17 protein-coding genes and 3 pseudogenes are annotated in these 21,643 nt (G+C 59.6%); 7 read left to right on the top strand and 13 right to left on the bottom strand.

Annotated elements, in window-relative coordinates:
* Positions 1-92: 92 nt before the first annotated feature.
* Positions 93-1,459 (bottom strand): IS3 family transposase gene (locus AC05QJ_RS20325; RefSeq protein WP_476742730.1). Its coding sequence is split into 2 segments (ribosomal slippage): positions 93-977 and positions 980-1,459, totalling 1,365 coding nucleotides; the frame shifts between segments, so codons are not numbered across the junction.
* A gap of 71 nt (positions 1,460-1,530) precedes the next feature.
* Here AC05QJ_RS20325 and AC05QJ_RS20320 point away from each other — a divergent pair.
* The 3 genes from AC05QJ_RS20320 to AC05QJ_RS20310 all read left to right on the top strand — a co-directional run bounded on the left by AC05QJ_RS20320 (position 1,531) and on the right by AC05QJ_RS20310 (position 5,379).
* Positions 1,531-3,117, top strand: coding sequence for a GMC family oxidoreductase (locus tag AC05QJ_RS20320; protein WP_476743078.1), 1,587 nt, complete (start codon positions 1,531-1,533; stop codon positions 3,115-3,117).
* Between the two features lie 46 nt (positions 3,118-3,163).
* Positions 3,164-4,504 carry an MFS transporter gene (locus AC05QJ_RS20315; protein WP_476743077.1) on the top strand — a complete coding sequence of 447 codons (1,341 nt, stop codon included), beginning with the start codon at positions 3,164-3,166 and terminating at the stop codon, positions 4,502-4,504.
* 74 nt (positions 4,505-4,578) lie between these two features.
* Positions 4,579-5,379, top strand: a complete 801-nt coding sequence (locus tag AC05QJ_RS20310) for an IclR family transcriptional regulator (protein ID WP_476743076.1) — start codon at positions 4,579-4,581, stop codon at positions 5,377-5,379.
* A gap of 60 nt (positions 5,380-5,439) precedes the next feature.
* Here AC05QJ_RS20310 and AC05QJ_RS20305 read toward each other — a convergent pair whose 3' ends face one another.
* From AC05QJ_RS20305 to AC05QJ_RS20275, 7 genes are all read right to left on the bottom strand, one after another.
* Positions 5,440-6,711, bottom strand: a complete 1,272-nt coding sequence (locus tag AC05QJ_RS20305) for a carbohydrate porin (protein ID WP_476743075.1) — start codon at positions 6,709-6,711, stop codon at positions 5,440-5,442.
* A 55-nt stretch (positions 6,712-6,766) separates the two neighbouring features.
* On the bottom strand, positions 6,767-9,181 hold the full coding sequence (locus AC05QJ_RS20300) for a glucose/quinate/shikimate family membrane-bound PQQ-dependent dehydrogenase (protein WP_476743074.1): 2,415 nt from the start codon (positions 9,179-9,181) through the stop codon (positions 6,767-6,769).
* Between the two features lie 158 nt (positions 9,182-9,339).
* Positions 9,340-9,807 (bottom strand): hypothetical protein, encoded by a 468-nt coding sequence (locus AC05QJ_RS20295; RefSeq protein WP_476743073.1) that lies wholly within the window; start codon positions 9,805-9,807, stop codon positions 9,340-9,342.
* A gap of 89 nt (positions 9,808-9,896) precedes the next feature.
* Positions 9,897-10,256, bottom strand: a complete 360-nt coding sequence (locus AC05QJ_RS20290) for a cupin domain-containing protein (RefSeq protein WP_476743072.1) — start codon at positions 10,254-10,256, stop codon at positions 9,897-9,899.
* On the bottom strand, positions 10,253-10,846 hold the full coding sequence (locus AC05QJ_RS20285) for an N-acetyltransferase family protein (RefSeq protein WP_476743071.1): 594 nt from the start codon (positions 10,844-10,846) through the stop codon (positions 10,253-10,255). The genes AC05QJ_RS20290 and AC05QJ_RS20285 overlap by 4 nt, the downstream gene beginning before the upstream one ends.
* A gap of 596 nt (positions 10,847-11,442) precedes the next feature.
* A complete protein-coding gene (locus AC05QJ_RS20280; RefSeq protein WP_476743070.1) occupies positions 11,443-12,660 on the bottom strand; it encodes an MFS transporter in 1,218 nt (405 codons plus the stop codon).
* Between the two features lie 107 nt (positions 12,661-12,767).
* A complete protein-coding gene (locus tag AC05QJ_RS20275) occupies positions 12,768-13,928 on the bottom strand; it encodes an alpha/beta hydrolase (RefSeq protein WP_476743069.1) in 1,161 nt (386 codons plus the stop codon).
* A gap of 124 nt (positions 13,929-14,052) precedes the next feature.
* On the opposite strand from AC05QJ_RS20275, the gene AC05QJ_RS20270 reads away from it, so the two are divergent.
* A complete protein-coding gene (locus AC05QJ_RS20270; RefSeq protein ID WP_476743068.1) occupies positions 14,053-14,946 on the top strand; it encodes a LysR family transcriptional regulator in 894 nt (297 codons plus the stop codon).
* Positions 14,947-15,147: 201 nt separating this feature from the next.
* On the opposite strand, the gene AC05QJ_RS20265 is transcribed toward AC05QJ_RS20270, so the two are convergent.
* Positions 15,148-15,435 carry a barstar family protein gene (locus tag AC05QJ_RS20265; RefSeq protein WP_476743067.1) on the bottom strand — a complete coding sequence of 96 codons (288 nt, stop codon included), beginning with the start codon at positions 15,433-15,435 and terminating at the stop codon, positions 15,148-15,150.
* Positions 15,436-15,533: 98 nt separating this feature from the next.
* On the opposite strand from AC05QJ_RS20265, the pseudogene AC05QJ_RS20260 reads away from it, so the two are divergent.
* Both AC05QJ_RS20260 and AC05QJ_RS20255 read left to right on the top strand, forming a co-directional pair.
* Positions 15,534-15,719, top strand: a pseudogene (locus AC05QJ_RS20260) (IS5/IS1182 family transposase); the annotation flags it as partial.
* A 160-nt stretch (positions 15,720-15,879) separates the two neighbouring features.
* Positions 15,880-17,136, top strand: a pseudogene (locus tag AC05QJ_RS20255) (IS1182 family transposase); the annotation flags it as partial.
* 45 nt (positions 17,137-17,181) lie between these two features.
* Here AC05QJ_RS20255 and tnpC read toward each other — a convergent pair.
* Together tnpC and tnpB are read right to left on the bottom strand one after the other, a co-directional pair.
* Positions 17,182-18,735 carry an IS66 family transposase gene (gene tnpC / locus AC05QJ_RS20250; protein ID WP_476743066.1) on the bottom strand — a complete coding sequence of 518 codons (1,554 nt, stop codon included), beginning with the start codon at positions 18,733-18,735 and terminating at the stop codon, positions 17,182-17,184.
* 18 nt (positions 18,736-18,753) lie between these two features.
* Entirely contained in the window at positions 18,754-19,113 is a 360-nt protein-coding gene (gene tnpB / locus AC05QJ_RS20245) for an IS66 family insertion sequence element accessory protein TnpB (protein ID WP_004883347.1), read from the bottom strand.
* Positions 19,114-19,185: 72 nt separating this feature from the next.
* On the opposite strand from tnpB, the pseudogene AC05QJ_RS20240 reads away from it, so the two are divergent.
* A pseudogene (locus tag AC05QJ_RS20240) lies at positions 19,186-19,380 on the top strand (transposase); the annotation flags it as partial.
* A gap of 192 nt (positions 19,381-19,572) precedes the next feature.
* Here AC05QJ_RS20240 and AC05QJ_RS20235 read toward each other — a convergent pair.
* Together AC05QJ_RS20235 and AC05QJ_RS20230 are read right to left on the bottom strand one after the other, a co-directional pair.
* Positions 19,573-20,429 (bottom strand): IS5 family transposase gene (locus AC05QJ_RS20235; RefSeq protein WP_476743065.1). Its coding sequence is split into 2 segments (ribosomal slippage): positions 19,573-20,082 and positions 20,085-20,429, totalling 855 coding nucleotides; the frame shifts between segments, so codons are not numbered across the junction.
* A gap of 90 nt (positions 20,430-20,519) precedes the next feature.
* Positions 20,520-21,158: a hypothetical protein gene (locus tag AC05QJ_RS20230; RefSeq protein ID WP_476743064.1), complete on the bottom strand. Its 639-nt coding sequence runs from the start codon at positions 21,156-21,158 to the stop codon at positions 20,520-20,522.
* Positions 21,159-21,643 lie beyond the last annotated feature (485 nt).

The raw sequence follows: 21,643 nt of genomic DNA, 5'->3' as shown, positions 1-21,643 counted from the left end.
TCATTGAATCTGCGGCGCCCGTGGGAGCTGGCGAGCCAGCTCCCACGGGCCCATGAGCTGCGCCCCAAAAGTTGGACATTAGGTGCGTAAAGCTACGCGGCCTGGTTTCTGTAAGCCACAGGACTCAGGCCGCCAAGCTTCATTTTGATACGTTCATGGTTGTAATAACGAATGTACTCATCAATCCCAGCACGGAGCTGGTCGATTGTCTTGACGTGTTCCCGGTAGAAATACTCCGCTTTCAACGTGCCAAAAAAGCTCTCCATCGCGGCGTTGTCCAGGCAATTGCCCTTGCGCGACATGCTTTGCTCCAGGCCCGTATCCTTCAAGCGCTGGCGGTAGTCAGGGTATCGGTAGTGCCAACCTTGGTCCGAGTGCAACATCGGTTTGCTGTCAGTCGGGAGTTTCTTCAGTGCACGCTCAAGCATTGTTCCCACCAGGGCATAGCGCGGTCGCGTGTCAGTCTGGTAGGCGACGATTTCCCCGTTGTACAAGTCCAGAATCGGCGAAAGGTAGAGCTTCTCGCCAGCGACCTTGAACTCCGTAACATCTGTCACCCACTTCTGGTTGGGCTGATCAGCCGTAAATTCCCGTTTCAAGATATTGGGTGATGCCTCGTCCATCAGGCCACGGTATGACCTGTATTTCTTGGGTCGCACCGTACATTTGAGGTCCAGTTCGTTCATCAGGCGGCGTACTTTCTTGGTGTTCACCAACTGACCTTCCTGACGCAGAGTCGCGGTGACACGGCGATAGCCATAGCGACCACGGTGATGGTGCTGGATGTCCTGGATCGAGGCTTTCAGCGAGGCACATTTATCCTCAGCTCCGATGGTCTTGAGCTGGTAGTAGTAGGTGGCACGTGCCAAGCCTGCAGCGTCTAGCAGGTCGGCCAGCAAATGACTCGAGTGCAGTTCGGCAATCAGCCGGGCTTTTTCGTGGTGGCTTTCTTCTGCCTGAGTTTGGCCTCGTCTAATTCCTCGAGCTTTTTTAGGTAGGCGTTCTCCGCTTCAAGCTTGCGTATCTTGCGCAGCAGTTGGGCGACCGAGAGCTCCTCGTCAGGTACTACCGAGGTTTCATCGGGCTTGGAGGGCTGCTTGGACATGGTACGAGGCGGTCTCTTCTTCGCTGAAAGCTGGGCTGTAAGCTCGCCACTGTAATACTGCTGCTGCCATCTGCCCAGTTGACTCGAATTACCCAGATTGAACAGCGCTGCGGCAGCACGATGAGACAGTTGTTCATTCAGCATGCGATGAAGCACGGTGAGTTTGAACTGGGCGCTGTGGCGCTGATGAGAGCGTTTGAGGCTGGCCACGCCGTGATGCTGGTAAGCCACGACCCAGCGCCGCAGAAGGGTGGGATCTATTTGAAACTGGCTGGCCACGTGGCGAAACCCCCGGCCTCGCTTGAGGAAGGCCTTGATGGCGGACAGCTTGAACTGCTTGGAATACTTGATCATTTAAAACACCCCGGTGCTGGATGGGTGTCCAACATCCGGGGCGCAGTTCACCAGCGTCGAGAACAAGAACAATGCAAACCTTCGACTACATCGTCATCGGCGCCGGCTCTGCCGGGTGCGCCCTCAGCGCACGGCTGGCCGAGGCCGGCAAGCAGGTCCTGCTGCTGGAAGCCGGCCCTGCCGACAACCACCCGTACATCCACATTCCCGGCACGTTCATCCGTGTGCACGGCAGCCAGCGCACCTGGATGTACCGCACCGAGCCCGAGCCGTTCGTCAACCAGCGCCAGGTGTACATTCCCCAGGGCCGTACCCTGGGCGGCGGCAGTTCGGTCAATGCCATGATCTATATCCGTGGCCAGGCCGAGGACTACGACGAGTGGCAGGCCAGCGGCTGCCCTGGCTGGGGCTGGCAGGACGTGCTGCCGGTGTTCCGCCGCTGCGAGGCCAATGCCCGCCTGGGCGGCCGCCTGCACGGCCAGCAGGGGCCGCTGAAAGTCAGCGATCCGCGTCACCGTCATGCCCTGAGCGAAGCCTTCGTCCAGGCGGCGGTGGAAGCGGGTGTGCCGGCCACCGATGACTTCAACGGCGAACGACAGGAAGGCGCCGGCTTCTACCAGACCACCACCACCGAAGGCCGTCGCGCCAGTTCCGCGGTGTCGTACCTGCGTCCGCTGCGGGATGATCCGCGCCTGAAAGTGCTGACCAGCACCCACGCCACCGAACTGCTGTTCGACGGCCAGCGCGTGGTGGGCGTGCAGGCGCGGGGCAAGCAGGGCGAAGACCTGCAGTTCAAGGCCCGCGCCGAAGTGATCGTCAGCGCCGGGGCGATCGCCTCGCCGAAGCTGCTGATGCTGTCCGGCATCGGTCCGGGCGAGCACCTGCAGGCGTTGGGTATCCGCACCCGGGTCGATGCGCCGGGCGTCGGCGAGAATTTCCAGGACCATCTCAGTGCCTCGGTGTACGCCCAGACCCGTCAACCGGCCAGCCTGCTCGGCCATGACCGCGGTCTGCGGGCCATCGGCCACGGCCTCAAGTACCTGGCCACGCGGCGTGGGCTGCTCAGCTCCAACGTGGTGGAGAGCGGGGCCTTCGTCGATGCCACCGGCTGCGGCCGCCCGGACGTGCAGTTCCATGTGGTGCCGGCGCTGGTGGGCGACATCGACCGCCTGCCGCCCGCCGGCCATGGCATCTCCATCAACCCTTGCGCCCTGCGTCCACGCTCCCGTGGCCGTCTGCGCCTGAAAAGCGCCGACCCCATGGACGACGTGGCGCTCAATGCCAACTACCTGAGCGACCCGGAAGACATGCGCACCATGGTCGCCGGCGTGAAGGTGGCGCGGCGTATTCTCCGCGCGCCGGCGCTGGCCAGCGTGGTGGAGAAAATGCTCATGCTGCCCGAGCACGACGATGTGCCGGACGCGGTGTTCGAAGACTACGTGCGCACCGTCGCCAAGACCGTGTTCCACCCGGCGGGCACCTGCCGCATGGGCCAGGACCCGGACGCCGTGGTCGGTCCCGACCTGCGGGTGCACTGCGTACAGGGGCTGCGGGTGGCCGATGCCTCGATCATGCCGACGATTGTCAGTGGCAATACCAACGCTCCAAGCATCATGATCGGCGAGCGCTGCGCGGACTTCATCCTCGCCGCCAGCTGACCGGTTGCCGAATCTTCGCCAATACAACAATTACAAGAGTGACGCGATGAATCTCATAGCCCGTAGTACCTTCGACAACGAGCAGGACAGCACCCTCTACAACCGTATTGCCTGGCGCCTGCTGCCGTTCCTGTTCGTGCTGTACATCATTGCCTTTCTCGACCGGGTCAACGTCGGCTTCGCCAAGTTGCAGATGGCCGCCGACATCGGCCTGAGCGACCTGGCCTTCGGCTTCGGTGCCGGGGTGTTCTTCATCGGCTACTGCCTGTGCGAGATCCCCAGCAACATGATGCTGCAACGGGTCGGGGCGCGGTTCTGGATCGCCCGGATCATGGTGGTGTGGGGCATCCTCTCGGTGTCGATGCTGTTCGTCACCACGCCCAACCAGTTCTATGTGCTGCGCTTTTTGCTGGGCATGGCCGAGGCCGGGTTCTATCCGGGCGTGGTCTTGTACATGACCTACTGGTTCCCGTCCTACGCCCGTTCCCAGGGCATGGCCTGGTTCAACCTCGGCATCGCCATGGCCGGGGTGATCGGCAGCCCGCTGTCGGGCTGGATCATGCAGACCTTCGCCGGTGTGGGCGGCATGGCCGGCTGGCAGTGGCTGTTCCTGCTCGAAGGGATGCCGGCGGTGATCCTCGGCGTGGTGGTGTTCTTCTATCTGGACGACCGTCCCGGCAAGGTCCATTGGCTGACCGCAGAGCAGAATGCGCGGGTGGTCCGGCAACTGGCGGAGCAGCGCGAGGCGCACGAGCGGGCGGGGGCCGGGCACAACTTCCGTGCGGCCTTCGTCAACAAGGACCTGTGGCGGCTGATCTACGTGAACTTCGCCTTGCTGTGCGGTACCTACGGCGTGTCGTTCTGGCTGCCGCAGATCGTCCAGAGCCTCGGGGTCAAGAGCCTGGCGCAGACCGGGCTGGTGGCGGCGATCCCGTTCGCCGTGGCCTCGGTGGTGATGCTGGTGGTCAGCCGGCATTCCGACCGTACCCGCGAGCGGCGCTGGCACGGCACCCTGTGCAACCTGGCCTCGGCACTGGGCCTGGCGATCGCGGCGTTCTTCCACGACCAGCCGGTGCTGTCGCTGGCCGGGCTGAGCCTGGCGATGTCCGGTGGCCTGGCCGGGTTCTGCGTGCTGTGGGCCTTGCCCGGCGTGTTGCTGACCGGCACTGCAGCGGCGGCGGGCATCGCCCTGATCGCCACCGTCGGCAACCTCGGCGGTTATGCCAGCCCGTTCATGATGGGTTGGGTCAAGCAGAGCAGCGGGCACCTGGAGTACGGCCTGTATGTGCTGGCGGTGATGACTGTGCTGGGCGCCTGGGCGATGTTCTCGGTGAAACCGCCGAGTGCCCGGCAAACGGAAATAATCGGCAAAACAGCCCGCGCTTGATGTCGTGGAGCAACACGAGCGTTTCGTCGAGCGATACAATCGGGGCTTTCCATCGTTCGACATGAGGTGATCGCGTGGACCAGCAAGACGAAAAACCCAGCAGCGGCCCCGCGCTGCTGGAATCGGTGGAGATGGTGTTCCGTCTCCTCGATGAACTGACTGCCGCCCGTCGCCCGCTGGGGGTGACGGAACTGGCGCAACTGCTGCAGACCGCCAAGCCGCGCACTTATCGGCACCTGGCATCGATGCGTCAGTTGGGCATTCTCGAACAGGACCCGAGCACCGAGAAATACCTGCTCGGTGCGCGCCTGGTGGCCTACGGCGAAGCCGCCGGCGAGCAGTTCGACCTGCGCGCCATCGCCGACCCCTATCTCACCCGCATCCGCGATGCCACCGGCCAGACCGCGTTGCTCGCGGTCGCCACCCATGACACCGCGCTGGTGGTGTCCTGCGTCGAGTCCAAGGCCAACGTGTGCATCTCGGTCAAGCCGGGTAACCGCGTGCTGCCGTACTGCTCGGCCCAGGGCCGCACGGTGCTGGCGTTCGCCGACACCGCCAGCCAGCAGCGGGTGATGCGCCGCAAGATGCCGCAACTGACCCCGCACACCTTGCACGAGCCCGACCAACTGGCAGGGCGCCTGGCGCTGATCCGCGAGCGGCTGTACGACGATGCGGACAGCGAAGTGACCATGGGCATCAATGCGTTGTGCTGCCCGATCTTCCGCGAGAACGACCAGATCGTCGGCACCATCGGCATTGTCGGCCCGAGCGCGGCGATCCCGTCACCGCCACCGGCGGCGATGCTGCGGGAGCTGCAATCGGCGGCGGCGGAGATCAGCGAGCGTTTGCACGCCGGGACGTACCAGCGGCTGTAGTGGCCGTGAATGGCACCACAGACGCCGGTAGGAGGGGAGAGGGCGTTCGGGATCAGGCGCTCAGAGCGCCGCCTTGACCTGCAGGCCGAACACCAGGGCGTTATCGATATCGCTGCCGGAAAACGCGCCGGGCTCCATCACGTACTGCACATCCGGACGCAAGGTCAGCCATGGCGTCGCCTGGTAGCCGTAGCTCAGTTCGATCAGGCGCTCGGCGTTGCTCAGGTTGGGGAAGTCCTGGCCGCTGGCCAGAGCGTTCTGTTCCTGCACTTCGCGGCTGCGCGGGTTGGGCACGGCACGGCCGAAGCCCAGGGCGACGGTGTCGTTGGGGCGGCTGGCGAACGGCTGCTTGAGTACCACGCCGGTGCTGTACCACTTGCTGAACGGCGACGCCGCCGAGCTGGCCGCAGCCGCCTGGCCGAACACATGCAGGCGCTGGCCCGGCAGGTCGCTGGCCTGCCACACGGCCTGGTCCAGCAGCAGGTAATGACCGCCGCGACCGGCGACGTCTTCATTGCTGCCGATGCGCTTGGCATCGGAGCTGTCGTAGTACCAGCCCAGCTTGTACTCGCCCGGCAGGCCGTCGAGCTTCTTGTACACCAGCTCGATCGGCACCACGGTGCCGGTCTTGTGCTTGGGCGTGATGTTCCAGGCACGGCTGGAATTGCCGTTGCTCTCCGGGTCTACCGCGAAGGCGGCGACGCGCAGTTGCCATGCCGGGTTGAAGCTGTACTTGACGCGCACGCCGAGGCGGGCGTTGGGGTAGTTGGTCCAGCCGCTGCCGCCGGACATGTTCAGCGGATGCCCGCAGAAACCGGCGTTCATGAAGTTGCACAGGATGCCGCTGTCGAGGCCGCCGAGGTCGTTGCCCATGGCCATGTAGCCGAGCTTCACGTCCAGCGCGGGGGTGAACAGGGTGCGCTCGTAGCTCAGTTCGGTCAGGCGGGTGTAGAGGCCGCCGTAGTTTTCCTGCAGCGGCAGGCGGTTGCCCACAAGGTCGCCGGAGCCGTCGTTGCCGCGGCGGTCGTTGATGGTCAGTTGCACCACGCCGGCGTTGTCGAGGCCGTAGAGCTTGTCCAGGTCGAAGCGCACGCCGAGCTTGAGGTTCTGCGAGTAGCGCGCCGAGCGCTTGAGGCCGCCGTCGGCGTTGTACACGGTCTCGCCGCTGTAGTCGCCGGTGAAGCGGATGCCATCGGCGTCGAGCTGGTTGCGCAGGCCGCCCCAGTCGCCGGTCAGGGTCGAGCTCTGGAAGGGATCGGCGGCAGAGGCGAGGGCAGGGATCAGGCAGGTGCCGAGCAGCACGGCGGGAAGGTAACGCGGGGAAGAAGACATTCGGGTAATTCCAGGATAAAGCGAGCGCCCGCCGCGAAGGCGGGCGCTGGAGAGGTCAAGGCAAGGCGTAGGAGATGACGTAGTCGCCACGGTCGGTGGACTGGCGTGCACCACCGGCGGTGATGACGATGTACTGCTTGCCGGTCTTCGGCGAGACGTAGGTCATCGGGCCGCCCTGGCTGCCGACGGGCAGGCGGGCTTTCCAGACTTCCTTGCCGTTGCCGCTGTCGAAGGCGCGCAGGTAGAAGTCCTGGGTGCCGGCGATGAACACCAGGCCGCCCTGGGTCGACAGGGTGCCGCCGAGGGTCGGCAGACCGATCGGCAGGGGCAGGTGCATGCGGATGCCGAGCGGGCCGGTGTCTTCCACGGTGCCGACCGGAACCTGCCAGGCGATCTGGCGGGTCTTCATGTCGATGGCGGTCAGGGTGCCGTAAGGCGGTGCCTGGCAAGGAATGCCGGCGACCGACAGGAAGCGGTTCTTGTTCACCGCATACGGCGTGCCTTTGAGCGGTACCGCGCCCATGCCGGTGTTCAGTGCTTCACCGCCACCGGCGGCCTTGCCCTGGTTGGTCGACGGGATCATCTGGATCCACAGGCCCAGGCGCATGTCGTTGACGAAGATGAAACCGTGCACCGGATCGGTGGACAGGCTGCCCCAGTTCATGCCGCCCAGCGAGCCTGGGAAGCTCAGCGACAGGTCGGTGCCCGGCGCGGTGTACAGGCCGTCGTAGCGCATCTTCTTGAAGTCGATGCGGCACAGCAACTGGTCATACGGGGTGGCGCCCCACATGTCCGATTCGGTCAGGGTCTGCGCGCCGATCTGCGGCATGCCGACCGAGCGTGGCTGGGTGGCCGAGTACTGCTCGTTGGGGATGCCTGCGGCTTTCACCGGGACTTCCTCAACCTTGGTCAGCGGCTGGCCGGTGGCGCGGTCGAGCACGAAGATCTGCCCGGCTTTAGTACCGATCACCAGGGCAGGGACGGTGCTGCCGTCGTCCTTGGTGAAGTCGATCAGGCTTGGCTGCATCGGCAGGTCGAAGTCCCAGAGGTCGTTGTGCACGGTCTGGTAGACCCACTTCTCGGCGCCGGTGCTGGCGTCGACGGCCAGCACCGAGGCGCCGTACTTGTGGTTCAGCGCGGTGCGCTCGGCACCATAGATGTCGGTGGACGAGCTGCCCATCGGCAGGAACACGGTGTTCATCGCCGGGTCGTAGGACATCGGCGCCCAGCTGTTCGGGGTGCTGCGCACGTAGGTGTTGTCGCCGCTCGGGGCCTGCTTGTCTTGCGGGTTGCCCGGGTCGAAGGCCCAGCGCATGGCACCGGTGATGACGTCGAAACCGCGGATCACGCCGCCAGGCATGTCGGTCTGCACGTTGTCGGCAACGCGACCGCCGACCACCACGGTGGTACCGGCCATCAGCGGCGCCGACGACAGTTGATAGTAGGAGTCAGGGACATTGCCCAGACCGGCCTTGAGATCGACCTGGCCATTGGTGCCGAAGCCCTGGCAGAACTCGCCGGTGTCGGCATCGACCGCGATCAGGCGGGCGTCGATGGTGTTGGTCAGCAGGCGGCGCTGGCAGTTGGCGCCCGGTGCAACGCTGGCCGCGATGATCGGCGAGCTGTCGGGCTGGGTCGGCTGGGCGACGGCCTGGGTGGCGTCGAAGTAAGCCATGCCACGGCAACGCTGCCAGACCTTGGACTGGGCGTTGATCTCGTTTTTCCAGAGCTCCTTGCCGGTGTCGGCGTCCAGCGCGATCAGGTTGTTGTGCGGGGTGCAGATGAACACCTTGTCGCCGATCTGCAGCGGGGTGAGCTGGTCTTCGGCACCGTTGCCGTCACTGATGGCGACGTCGCCGGTGTGGTAGGTCCAGGCCACTTTCAGCTTGTTGACGGTGTCGCGGTTGATCTGGTCCAGCGCGGCGAAGCGGCTGCCGCCTTCGGTGTTGCCGTAGTGGGCCCAGTCTTTCTGCGCCTTGGCCGGGTCGACCGGGGTCAGGCCCGGGCCGTTGCCGGTGGCCACGGTCGGGTGCGCGACGAACATATTGCCCACCGCCCACACCAGCGCGATCGCCAGCACCCCGGCGACACCGTAGGCACCGCGACCGGCGGTACCGCCAGCAGCGCGCACCAGCGTCGGGTACACCAGTGCGACCACCAGGCCGATGGCACTGAACATGAACAGACGGGAGAACAGCGGCCAGAAGCTGCGGTCGGTGTCCACCAGCGCCCAGACGGCAGTGCCGACCAGAAACGCCGCGAACAGCCAGGCGCCGACCGGTTTGCGCAGGGCGATCAACACGCCCGAAACGGCCATCACCAGGCCGCCTATCAGGAAGTACCAACTGCCGCCGAGTGTGGTCAGGCGCACGCCGCCGGCCGCCAGGGCAAGGCCGAGCAGGGCGATGACCACGCCCAGCCCGATGAGGATGAATCTGCCGAGGCCAGAGGCCTGAGAAGGTTGTTTCATGCGGAACATCTCGCTGTGTGAATGCGGGCGATTATACGCTTAGCTAGCTAATTAACTAGGTAGTTCACGAAAAAACCTGCGACAAATGCTCGCAATTGGTGGGATTGACAAAGGGAGGTTAGCTGGGCTTGGGGTGGTTTGCTGACGGAGCGCAGGGGCTATCGAGCAGAGACGATTGACAGTGCTGCGCAATACATCAGGGTATTGCACACGATCATCTGGGCGACCATGAATCCCCCGGCCGCGCCCAGGAATGCGACACCGGCAACCCGCCACGGCAGGCTGGCTTTCATCCCGTGCCTCAACAGCCACGCTGACACGCCTGCGCCCGCCAGCAGGCCGGGCAGGGAAAACAGATGCCCGAGAGCAAGCAAGCCATCCGGGCGAGACAGGCTTGACTGGAGGGCCACGTAGATCAACAGGCTCGCTAACGCCGCGGCTGTCGTACCGGTGAGAAACAGCGGCGGGGCCCGCAGTAGCAAACCGGGCAGCAGCGCGACCACAGGCACGCCCAGGAGGTACCAGGCGCTTGTGTAGAGCGGGTCGGCACCCATGCTGGCGTAGAGAAGGACCGGCGTGATGAGCAGGAGGGTATAGGTGATGTCTTCCTTGCGGCCAATGGTCATTCCCTAGCCTCGCGCCTGGCTTCGTGCCTGTGAGGAGAGTCTAGTCGAGGTGGGTGTGGTTGTTTGTGGTGCTGGAACGGGGGTGAAACCTAGTTCGCAGGCAAGAGGATCACGAAGTTCTTTTTCATATCCTCCAGCACCGTCCATTTACCCTTGGCGCCCGGTTCGATAATGAACGTGTCGCCTGCGGACAGTGTGACGGGGGCGCTCCCCTCAAGCTCGATGACGCAGCGTCCACTCAGGACATGGCAGAACTCCCAAACCTTGTAGTCGATGCGCCACGCTCCGATGCTGGCTTCCCACTCTCCGGAAATGCGGCCTTGCTGTTCATCGTGATAGTACTTGGACGTCAGCGTATGCGGGTCACCTTCCACCACTTCTTCAAAAAAGGGAAGGTCGCGTACCGGTTGGATATCCAGTTCGCGGAACACGGTCAGTTTCTGGTTCATGGCTTTCTCTCCAGCACGTTGTGGGTAGGGCGATGCATCAAATAGGCTTCACCGGTTACGGCCAGCATCGGGTGCGGAACGATCTGGCAGGTTTTCACGATTTGAAAACCGTGACGTTCGTAGAAGCGGCGTGCACCGTGGTTTTCTGCATAATCGATCAGGCACAGGCCATCCAGCCCCGAGTCATCGGCGCGCTGCTGGGCATGGCGAAGAAACTGTGCGCCCAGCCCCTGGCTGCGCCAGGCCTCGTCCAGGGCCAGGCTGGAGATGTACAGGGTGTCGGGTACTTCCATGTCGGAGTAGGGCGCGAGAACCGGGTCTGTCTCGACAGACCTGTCAGGCGTCTCGCGCAAGGCATAGCTGTGCATCATGCCGATGACGCGGCCCTCGAAAGTGGCCATCAGGCAGTTTTTGTAGGAGAAGTCGCCCGCTTCCCTGGCATAGCGAGACGCACCGACACTCAGCAATGCTTCTCCCGGTGCGGCAAGCTTGCTCCATATGTAATCGGCCATGCCCTCCGATGTCAGTTGAAAGAAGCGCGCAATATCGTGCGCGTCCGAGGCTTGAGCAGGTCTGAAGTCGATAGGCATGTGCATGTCCCATGGGAGCGGATCGTCAGGGTAGGCAAGTTGGACCGGTCCCATGTTGCTCTGGGCGACACTGTCTGCACGGTATGCGACGCGGCTCCAGCATCTGTCTGGCAGGCGATGCCGTTCTGGCGCAAACCGTTCGGGAATTTGTAATCCGGCATCAACCGAAGGTCAGTGTCATATCCGCCGGAGGTGCGTGTTTCGATGTTGGGGGTGACATGGTCATGGGGTTGGCTGATGCCCTGAGGTTCGCATCCTCAGCGAAGGCGCTGTCGTCGCCAACCACCTGGCAGCGATCAACATGGTCCTGCCACTCGACAGGAACTCAGGCAGGCAGCCGTTGAGATGGGAATTGCGCACAGGTTGCTCATTCCTGTCGATGGCCAGTGCCTGGAAGTTGGGTAGCCTGGAGGGGGGCACTTCTGGCCGCCGACTGTCCCCCGTTAAGGTCGGCTATGTGTCGATAGTGGCCTGTCGTGAGCGGCTGCAGTCGACCCATAGCGGACGGTCATCAGCAACGCCATTCGATCCCGATCACGTCGCAGTGAACGTGAGCAAGTTTGACCTGTTCGGTCTTGTCCTGATTGTGGGTAGCCTCATGCAGCCTGAGGTGCCTTCGAACGTGAGGTGAGGAACGTCAGCACGACTGCCACAAGAAGCAAAGTCGAGCTGGCGAAAAAAGTGCTCCGGTAGCCAGTACTGTCGAACAACAGTCCTCCGAGCATTGAACCTAGTGCGATGCACAATTGAACCACCGCCACCATTAGTCCGCCGCCAGCTTCCGCGCTCTCCGGCATGGCTTGCGCTACCCAGCTCCACCAGCCCACGGGTGCAGCTGTTGCCAGAAGTCCCCAGAACCCGAGCAGCACGGCGACAGGGATTACCCAGCGTCCCCAAGGGATCAGCATTAGGGCGATTAATGCCATCAGCATGGAAACTATGATTAATGTTCCGTAGAGGCCGCGCTTAAGGAACATGCCGATCAGCATCGTGCCGATGAAACCCGCCACCCCGATCACTAGCAGGATGAAAGAGAGTACGCGGACATCAACCTGCGTCACCGTTTCAAGAAACGGGCGAACGTAGGTGAACAGGGTGAACTGGCCCATGAAGAAGGCACCGCTGGCTGCCATTCCCAAAGCAACGGTTCGGCTCTTGAACAGCTTTAGAACGTTACTGACTCCTGATCCGCGTGCTGCCTTCATGGATGGCAAGCTGAGCCATTGCCATACCAATGCTGTAATCGCTACGGGAACCAGAGCCAGAAACGCACCACGCCAACCGACCATCGAGCCCAGGTAGCTGCCGAGAGGCGCCGCGATCACGGTGGCCAGCGCATTGCCGCTGTTGAAGATTGCCAGCGCCCTGGGTACCTCCGCTGAGGGTACCAGGCGCATCGCTGTCGCTGCGGACATCGACCAAAAACCACCAATGACGATGCCGATAAGTGCACGGCCAACCATATAAGCAAAGTAGTTCGGTGCCAGCGCGACAATTGCCCCCGAAATCCCCATCAGCACAGTGAGTCCGAGTAACAGGGTTTTGCGGTCCAGGCTGCCAGCCATCCAGGCAATCGACAGGCTGGTCAGCACGGCGAACGCGCCGGAGATGGCGATGCCTTGACCCGCCATGCCTTCAGTAATGCCCAGTTCGGCTGCAATCGGCGTCAGCAGGCTTACCGGCATGAACTCGGACGCGATGAGCGCAAAGACGCAGAGAGTCATCGCGAAAACACCGCTCCAATGGGCGTGCCGGGTTTCCGCGTTGCCTGAGAGATCTGTGGCCTGGATGGAACTACTGCTTTGACTTGCCATGTAAGACTCGTTGATCTACCCATGAAAAATGGCCGTGTCCATCCAGTGGATGGGGCGACCGAGAAAGTTGCTCTGGAATTCGGCTCACGCCATCAGATAGCGAGCACTCAAGCCAGATGCTGGTCGAAGAATGCGGTTAGTTTGTCGAACGGAATCTTGTCCATCTGATCGTACAGATCGACATGGTCGGCATTCGGCACGAGCAGCAGGGTCTTGGGCTCGGAAGCTGCGGTATAAACGTCTTCCGAGTAGTAGCGTGAATGAGCGTTTTCACCGGCTACCAACAAAACGGGTCGTGGTGAAATCATTTCGATGTTGGCGTACATCGGGAAGCTGAAGAACGAAACTGGCGTAGTCGCCGTCCAGGCTGTCGTGGAATTGATGCCTCTGGGGTGGAATCCACGCGCAGTCCGGTAGTAATCGAAGAAACTTGCCAGGACCGGGTTCGGATCAGCAGGCAAAGTGCCAGGCAGTACACGCTGCCCTTTGACGATGTTGCCGTGTTCGTCAAAAGGAACCTCGTGATAGCCGAGCGAGGGCTTGCCGCTTTTTGCGTCAGCCCATCGTTGCTGGCTCAGATAGTCGATAACCTTGTGGCGTTGCTCCAGCGTGTAACTGTCTTTGTAACTGCGACTCATGCTGCGGGACATGTCATACATGGAAACAGTGGCAACCGCCTTGATACGCGAATCACTGGTCGCAGCGGTCAGGACCATGCCGCTGAAGCCGCAGATGCCGATGGCACCAATGCGGTTTCGGTCAACATTGGCCTGTAGGCCAAGAAAGTCGACTGCGGCGCTGAAATCTTCAGTGTTGATGTCCGGGGATGCTAGGTTACGGGGCTCGCCGCTGCTTTCTCCAGTGTAAGAGGGATCGAAAGCCACCGTAACGAAGCCATTTTCAGCCATGGTCTGGGCGTAGAGGCCAGAGGACTGCTCCTTCACCGCGCCAAACGGGCCACTGATGGCAATCGCAGGTAGCTCCCCGCTGACGTTTTTCGGCTGATACAGATCTGCTGCCAACGTGATGCCATAACGGTTTTTGAAGGTGACCTTCCTCTGATCGACCTTGCCGCTTTTGAGGAAAGTCTTGTCCCATTTGCTTTCAAGGTTCACTTGTGACTCAGCCGAGGCCGGCCCGCTTGAGATGAGGGCTCCAACGCCGAGGGCGGCAATACCGGTGCCGGTCAGTTTCAGTACCGTGCGGCGTCCGACGTCGGTCTCAGCTGCGTCCTGGCATTCCAGGGTGTATCCAACATGCTCCGTCATGGCGGCTCCTCAGATAAAAAAGATTGGACACCATGTTCCTCGCTGAACCTAGATTCGACTAGCTACTCAATAGTTGATGACCCTATTAGCTTGGCTAATTAATAAAATGTGAGAAGCTGCGGCAATGGCCAAACGCAATTTCAACGATCTCCTTTCCTTCGTTACCGTGGCACGTGAGGGTAGCTTCACCCGCGCGGCGGCCCAGTTGGGAGTCACTCAATCTGCTCTCAGTCAGACCATCAGTGGGCTGGAAACACGGCTGAAGATCCGCCTGCTGACTCGCACGACACGCAGTGTTTCGCCGACTATCGCGGGTGAAAGACTGCTGAACGCCATCGGCCACCGTTTCGATGAAATCGAAGCAGAACTGGATGGGTTGACGGAGATGCGCGACAAGCCCGCAGGCACAGTGCGAATCACCAGCGGTGACCATGTTCTACGTACGATACTGCTGCCCAGACTCACACCTTTGCTGCTCGACTATCCCGACATCAATGTGGAGTTCGATGTGAATTACGGCTTGCGCGATATCGTTGCAGACCGCTTCGATGCTGGCGTGCGTCTGGGCGACACAATCGACAAGGACATGATTGCCGTACCAATAGGCCCACAGCTACGCATGGCTGTGGTGGGTTCACCGGCTTACTTCGCTGCGAACCCCAAACCCAGAAGTCCGCGCGACCTGTTGAAGCACAAATGCATCAACCAGCGAATGCAAACCTCTGGCGGGCTTTATGTGTGGGATTTCCAGCGGCGAGGGCGACAGATGAATGTCCGTGTCGACGGCCAACTGATCTTCAATACCTCGCCAAATATCGTTGATGCGGTATTAGCTGGCTTGGGGATCGCCTGGTTGCCGGAGGAAGAGTTTGCGCCGCACATCGCGGAGGGACGGTTAATCCGCGTCCTGGATGACTGGTGTGCTCCATTTGCTGGGTATTTCCTCTATTACCCTAGCCGGAGACAACCCTCACCAGCCTTCTCGCTGGTGGTTCAGGCCCTGCGCTCTGAGCGCTGAGAACATCACATTCAAGAATGTTAGAACTTGCTGAGGGTCACAACGGGCCTCACTGGCTGTCCGCTTTTGGCCCAGAATGTGTAAAAACAGATGTTCAGCCGGTGTCAGGCAGACAAGCTTCCCGCAGAAGGATTTTGGAAGGTACGTCCGCGCGGCGCTTGTGTTTCTAGGTGGGACTGGCGAAATTTCGCTTGGGATCGTTTAGCCGAAATCTACATCTGATGCGAGCGTTGGGTACTCAACCTTCATTTCGGTAAGGCATTCATGCATGAGCCTCGCATCCTCAGGTAAGCACTTGGATAGCATGTTCCACCCTGAAATTTTCAGGTGCTCGGGCATTTCCACTAGACCCGTTATAGCGTCCCAGAAAGCATCCCAATTACAGCCATACCAGCCAGGAAAACCGAGCGCATCCTTCAAGACACAATGGAGTTCCTCAGAGCTTGAAACTCCACTCAGGTCAATATTTACCGTGTGCAATCGGCTCATCGTTATTACCTCAAAAACTGTTAACCGGCAAATGCATACCAGCGGCTGAATAAGAATGCTTTTGCTATCATTTTTAGCGTGATCAACTCGGGTCGGCAATGAAACGCTTCATTCAAGGTGAACATCGAGGCCAAAGCACTTTGCCTCCCGAAAGCCTCGACGACTACGTCAGCGATACCAATCCGGTGCGCGTGGTTGACGTGTTTGTCGACGAACTCGACATTTATCTGCTTAAAATCAAGAGTGGATTCTCACGAATGGCTCCTCTTGGCCGATTCCAGCCGATCGTGAAGGGCAGCAATGGGTCGAAAGCAGCCTGTCGCCAGTGTCCGCTATCGACCCACAGCTGCCTTTCGCTGGAGGCAGCTAATGGCCCAGAGTGTGTAAAAACGCCCGGACAAACCCTTGCTATGATTTCTGAGAATTTCATCGCAAGGGTCGCCTATGAAACGGTTTATTCAGGGTGAACACCGAGGCCAAAGCACCTTACTGCCTGAAAGCCTCGACGACTACGTCAGTGATACCAATCCGGTGCGCGTGGTCGATGTCTTCGTCGATGAACTCGACCTCACAACGCTAGGGTTTGATGGCGCGATTCCCGCCGACACTGGCCGACCTGCCTACCATCCCGCTGTCCTGTTGAAGATCTATATCTACGGTTATCTGAACCGCATCCAATCGAGCCGACGCCTTGAGCGAGAAGCCCAACGTAACGTCGAACTGATGTGGCTAACCGGGCGGCTCATGCCCGACTTCAAAACCATCGCGAACTTCCGAAAAGACAACAGCAAGGCCATTCGTGGGGTCTGCCGACAGTTCGTTGTGCTGTGCCAGCAGCTTGGGCTTTTTGGTGAAAACCTGGTTGCCATCGACGGCAGTAAATTCAAGGCAGTGAATAATCGTGACCGAAATTTCACCAGCGCCAAACTCAAGCGGCGGATGGAAGAGATTGAGTCGAGCATCAGCCGTTACCTGGCTGCACTTGATGCGGCTGATAGGCAAGTGCCAACTGCCTCCGAACCAGACGGCGCGCGCCTCGCAGAGAAAATCGAGAAGCTGAAAGCTCAAATGAAGGAGCTTCAGCTGATCGAATCTCAGCTTAACGATTCGCCTGATAAGCAGGTCTCGCTGACCGATCCAGATGCCCGTTCGATGATGACGCGCGGAAGCGGAATCGTCGGCTACAACGTGCAGACAGCAGTCGATACCCAGCATCACTTGATCGTCGCCCACGAGGTTACGAACGTCGGCTCTGACCGCGACCAACTCAGCTCCATGGCGAAGCTCGCGCGTGAAGCCATCGGCTCAGAAACGTTATCGGTCGTGGCTGATCGGGGCTACTTCAAAGGTGAAGAAATCCTGGCCTGTCACAACGCCAATATCAGCGCCTACGTGCCAAAGCCGATGACCTCAAGCGCCAAGGCAGAGGGTCGTTTCAATAAAGATGCCTTCGTTTATGACGCGACAAAAAACGAGTACACCTGCCCAGCTGGGGAGGTACTGATTTGGCGTTTCTCCAGCATCGAAAAAGGCATGAATATGCACTGTTACTGGAGTTCGAGCTGCCAGAAATGTGCGCTGAAACCGCAGTGCACGCCCAGCACAAATCGCCGAGTCAGGCGCTGGGAGCATGAAGCGGTGCTGGAGCAAATGCAGCGCCGACTAGACCAAGCCCCAAACATGATGCGAGTGCGAAAAAGGGTAAGCGATCCATGAACCCCACCTACCGAAAAGAGGAAGTCTCAGTTACCGTGGCATCTCCGGCGAGCAGTTCCATGGCAGTAACGCTTCATAGTCCGCCACAGACTGCGCGTGGGGCAGTCGCTCCAGTACGTGGCGCAGCCACGTATAAGGCTCTTGGCCGTTGATCTTTGCAGTCTCGACCAAGCTGTAAATCTGGGCACTGGCCGTAGCGCCCTTGGGCGTGTCGCTGAACAGCCAGGCCTTGCGACCGATGACAAACGGCTTGATCGAGCGTTCAGCCAGATTGTTGTCGATTGGCAGATAACCAGCCTCGACGTAACGCACCAACCGGCTCCAGTTGTTCGCCAGATAATTCACGGCCTTGCCCAGCACGCTTTGTGGCGTCACTTGGGATTGGGCCTTGTCCAACCAACTTTTCAACTGGGTCAGGACTGGCAGGCTTTGCGCTTGTCGCGCGGCAAAACGCTGCTCGTCACTGGCGTTTTTCAGTTCGCGTTCGATGCCATACAGCTTGTTGATCATCGTCAGTGCGACATCGGCCCGTCCGGTTTTGCCTTTAGGCTGCACTTTCTGCGCTTCGACAAACTTGCGCCGGGCATGCGCCATGCACGCCAACCGTTCTACGCCAGACTGCAGCGCCAACGCGTTATAGCCAGCGTAATCGTCCGTCATGACATACCCGCGGTAAGTTTCCAGCAGACGCAACGGCACTTCCTGCGCCCGGCTGGAGCTGTAGTCGAACAGCACGACTTTTCGGTCAGGCGGCCCGCTGACTTGCACCCACATCCAGGATTGGCTGGTCGGGTCTCGATCTGGCTCTTTCAGTACCTGGACACGGGTTTCATCGCAATGGATGACCGGACTTTCCAGCAATCGCTCACGCATCAGATTCAGCAGCGGCTGGACATGTTCGCTGCATTGGATAATCCAGCGCGCCAGTGTCTGCCGTGGAATGTCGATCCCGTGCCGGCCCAGGACACTTTCAAAACGGTGCAGCGGCAAGCCATCGACATACTTGGTGGTCAGCAACATCGCCAACACGCTCGGGCTGGCCATGCTCTTCTCGATCAGTTGAGCCGGTTTGTCTGCCGTGACCGGGGCAACTTCACAACCCCGGCAGCCGTAGACCTTACGGACATGTTTGAGCACGCGGATCTGCATCGGCACGATATCCAGTTGCTCACTGATTTCCTCGCCGATCTCATGCTTGCGGCAACCGCAGGCACAGGTCAGTTCGTGTTCAGGCAGTTCGTGGATGACTTCGATACGCGGCAGATCAGCCGAGAGTGGCTTGCGTTTTCCCCGGCGTGGCGCTGGCGTGACGACTTCTTCATCCGGCGTTTCCACCGTCAACAGAGGTTCGCTTTCTGCCTCGTTGAACATCGCCAGTTGCGGCGTGTTGGGATCGATGGCCTGCTCGGACTTGCGGCCGAAAAGGCGATCACGCAGCAACTTGATCTGTTCTTTCAGATCAACGATGTGAGTGGCGTAGGCTTCTTTGACTTCCTGCTCACGCGAGCGTGCTGCGTAAGCCTCAAGGAGCATTTGCTTGAGCAGGACAGGGTCATCGGGAAGGTCATCGGGCATGGAATCCATGCCGAGGATTATACCGATTCAGGCCACGAAACGAGGGGTCAAAACCTGATGTGGGCGGTTGCGCCAAAGGTCGAAGCCGTCGAGTAGCCAGTTCAGTTCCTGAACAGTCAGGACAATGGCTTCGTCAGTGGCGTCAGGCGAGGTCTTGAAGCGTTCGGACTCCAGGCGCTTGAGCCAGAGACAGAAACCGTTGCGCTCCCAATAGAGGATCTTCACGCGATTGCGCGGCTTGTTGAGGAACACGAAAAGCACCGGGTCGAACACGGCCACCTTGATATCCAGTTCGACCAGAGCGGCGAGGCCATCGATGGATTTTCGGAAGTCGACAGGCTTGGGGTAGAGATAGACTTTTTCGACTTTGGCGTCGGGGCGCATCATCGTCGGCAGGCTCCAGAAAGAAATCGGGAGCACAGCATCGGGGATCAGGTAAGCGCTTTGAATGTGGGGTTCATGGAGCGCTTACGAAAAAGGACTGTTGAGCATCCCTTCGGGACGCTCAAACAATGGATGGGATCTACGCACTTCCTAACTCGCAAGCTGGTTGGCGTCAGCGCGGAGATGAGCCTTAACGTGCTCGCCTACAATATGAAGCGAGTTATGAAAATCGTCGGCACGGAAGGTTTGATGAAAGCAATGACGGCCTAAAAGGCCCAGCTTTTGCCGCTGTAAAAGCCACTGAAACACGCTCTGAAGGCCAAGGAGCGTTACCGGTGCGGATCTTGGCGAACGCTTGGAATATCGCAACGACCAGAAGCCATGGGCTAACTCACCAGCAACTTGAAAGTGTTTTTACACACTCTGGGCCAGAAGCCGACGGTTGGGGGCGCTTTAATGTTCTTAGGCACTGTACGAAAAGAGATGTCGTAAACACCGCCGGCAGCAGGCCAATGTGACCATAGCCGCATAACTTGTTGCGAGCTTGCAGTAACGCGTGGCCAGCCGGCGGTGCTCTTTCAGCCAGCCAAACAGGCGCTCGATGACGTTGCGCTCTCGGTATTTGGGTTTGTCGAATAGCCGTGGTAGACCGGGCTTCGGTTTGCGCTTCATGGCTCGGTAAGGGATGACAGGCTGCATGCGATAGCGATCGCAATATTTCCTGAGCGGTTCAGCGTCGTAACCCTTGTCAGCTACGAGCTTGCGGCACCGCTTGCGAGGCCTGCCCCAACCGGTGGATACCTGGACACCATCGAGTAGTGGTTGAGCATGCGAGATGTCGCTGGCTTGCCCGCCAGATAGAGTGAAGTGCAGAGGCACACCCCGGGCGTCGCAGACCATATGAATTTTCGTCGTTAACCCTGCCCGACTTCGTCCAAGCGCGTGGTCCGCTGGTTCTTCCGCCCCCCTTTTTGACCTGCTCCAGAAGAGGCCCGGGTCGCTTTGACTGCCGTTGAGTCAATGCACCAGGTATCCAGATCGATCAGCCCTTGTGCGTTGAGTTTGACGTGCATCCGCTTGAGCATCTTGTTGAACGTGCCCTGATTTCGCCAATCCCGAAATCGCTGGTAAACCGTGGACCAAGGGCCATATCGCTCAGGCATGTCTCGCCAGGTTGCGCCGGAGCAAAGCACCCAGAACACGCCATTAAGCATCAAGCGGTCATCGGCACGCGGACGCCCCGTGCGGCGCGGCGTGTTGAAGAGGTCCGCGACCAGTTCCCAGTCGGCGTCGGAGATTTCGTATCGCTGTTTGGGCATGGCAGAGTTCCGCGCTGAAAAGGTCAGAACTCTACGGAAACTCAGGCGGACTGGGGTGTTGGCGGAATTTCAAAGGTTTTCGTACAGAGCCTAGGTAAAGTGCAGGTAGCTACCAGGGGACTTATTTAGCAGGGATGTAACCAGCTCTGTGTATCTTGCAAGAACTGAACTTGACGAGAAGTAGTCGGAGTGCCCACCCTTGGTATTGATATTGGAAATTTTTTTACTGTCCATTGTGTTGATGCCAATTGGGTCATAAAATCCTATCCCAATGGAAGGTAGGAATTGTTTAAGAATCCGGTCGCTGTCGGAGTAGTAGTTGTATGCAAGCCTGACCTTGTCGTTATGATCAATTAGATCTTCAAATATCAGGGCGTTGGCAATCCCTCCCATGAGGAAAAGATATATATCAATGTCTTCCCTTATTTCACCTATTGCGTGCTGCACTACTTCAGTCCCCATTGAATGACCCACCAGTAAGACGTCACCGTTTTCAGGAACTGAGCTATTGATTTTTTCGGCTAGCTTTTTACTTGATTCTTCTATGTTATCCGCTGCCTCACTCCACTGCTCCACCACTTCATCTGCATGGCCACGAAACCCTTTTGATAGCACTTCAAGTACCGTGTCAAATTTTGACTCTATGACTGTTCCTGCGCGCCAGTTATGAGGATGCACCTTTGTTTTGAAGTGTATTTCATTTTTTTTATATGCTTCATAGAAGCTCATCATGTTTATGCAGTGACTGCGAAATCCGTGAACCAAAAAAACATTCAGCATAGGTTTTCTCGCATGAAGTAGAGAGCATATTGTCAGTGTAATGGCATTATGATAGCGTTTTCGCTGGACACAATGAAAGAGTTTGAAGCACATTGGGGAAGGCGGATTCCGGCCAGAGCCGTTCTGGGCTAGTCCACATTTGACCGATTGCCGCCCACCACGAAAAGCAGCTTTGGGTCGAAAGCGGCCCATCGCAAGCGATAGGCAAGTGGGTTACTTGTAGTGGCACCAGACCAACGCAATCCTCCAGCCCCCCAATTTCAACCCCGGCCTGGAGCAAGAAAATTTCCAGGTTGAACTACAGTCATACGCAATGTGCGAACGCGCAGATCGGCGCCCCACTCAGCCATACACGATGTAAATGCTCCTTTTCACCACACCATCTCGCACCGCACACCAAAAACGAGGGCGAGCCGAAAGTCGCCCTCGTTAAC

This window comes from Pseudomonas sp. TUM25319, assembly GCF_056388475.1.
The sequence above is the reverse complement of the archived record's forward strand: the minus strand, read 5'-3'. Positions and strand labels throughout refer to the sequence as shown.

Excerpts from the sequence above, each read along its gene's own strand:
- AC05QJ_RS20320 (WP_476743078.1), top strand. The coding sequence starts at position 1,531 with ATGCAAACCTTCGACTACATCGTCATCGGCGCCGGCTCTGCCGGGTGC.
- AC05QJ_RS20315 (WP_476743077.1), top strand. The coding sequence starts at position 3,164 with ATGAATCTCATAGCCCGTAGTACCTTCGACAACGAGCAGGACAGCACC.
- AC05QJ_RS20305 (WP_476743075.1), bottom strand. The coding sequence starts at position 6,711 with ATGTCTTCTTCCCCGCGTTACCTTCCCGCCGTGCTGCTCGGCACCTGC.
- AC05QJ_RS20300 (WP_476743074.1), bottom strand. The coding sequence starts at position 9,181 with ATGAAACAACCTTCTCAGGCCTCTGGCCTCGGCAGATTCATCCTCATC.
- AC05QJ_RS20295 (WP_476743073.1), bottom strand. The coding sequence starts at position 9,807 with ATGACCATTGGCCGCAAGGAAGACATCACCTATACCCTCCTGCTCATC.
- AC05QJ_RS20290 (WP_476743072.1), bottom strand. The coding sequence starts at position 10,256 with ATGAACCAGAAACTGACCGTGTTCCGCGAACTGGATATCCAACCGGTA.
- AC05QJ_RS20285 (WP_476743071.1), bottom strand. The coding sequence starts at position 10,846 with ATGCCTATCGACTTCAGACCTGCTCAAGCCTCGGACGCGCACGATATT.
- AC05QJ_RS20280 (WP_476743070.1), bottom strand. The coding sequence starts at position 12,660 with ATGGCAAGTCAAAGCAGTAGTTCCATCCAGGCCACAGATCTCTCAGGC.
- AC05QJ_RS20275 (WP_476743069.1), bottom strand. The coding sequence starts at position 13,928 with ATGACGGAGCATGTTGGATACACCCTGGAATGCCAGGACGCAGCTGAG.
- AC05QJ_RS20270 (WP_476743068.1), top strand. The coding sequence starts at position 14,053 with ATGGCCAAACGCAATTTCAACGATCTCCTTTCCTTCGTTACCGTGGCA.
- AC05QJ_RS20265 (WP_476743067.1), bottom strand. The coding sequence starts at position 15,435 with ATGAGCCGATTGCACACGGTAAATATTGACCTGAGTGGAGTTTCAAGC.
- tnpC (WP_476743066.1), bottom strand. The coding sequence starts at position 18,735 with ATGGATTCCATGCCCGATGACCTTCCCGATGACCCTGTCCTGCTCAAG.
- tnpB (WP_004883347.1), bottom strand. The coding sequence starts at position 19,113 with ATGATGCGCCCCGACGCCAAAGTCGAAAAAGTCTATCTCTACCCCAAG.
- AC05QJ_RS20230 (WP_476743064.1), bottom strand. The coding sequence starts at position 21,158 with ATGAGCTTCTATGAAGCATATAAAAAAAATGAAATACACTTCAAAACA.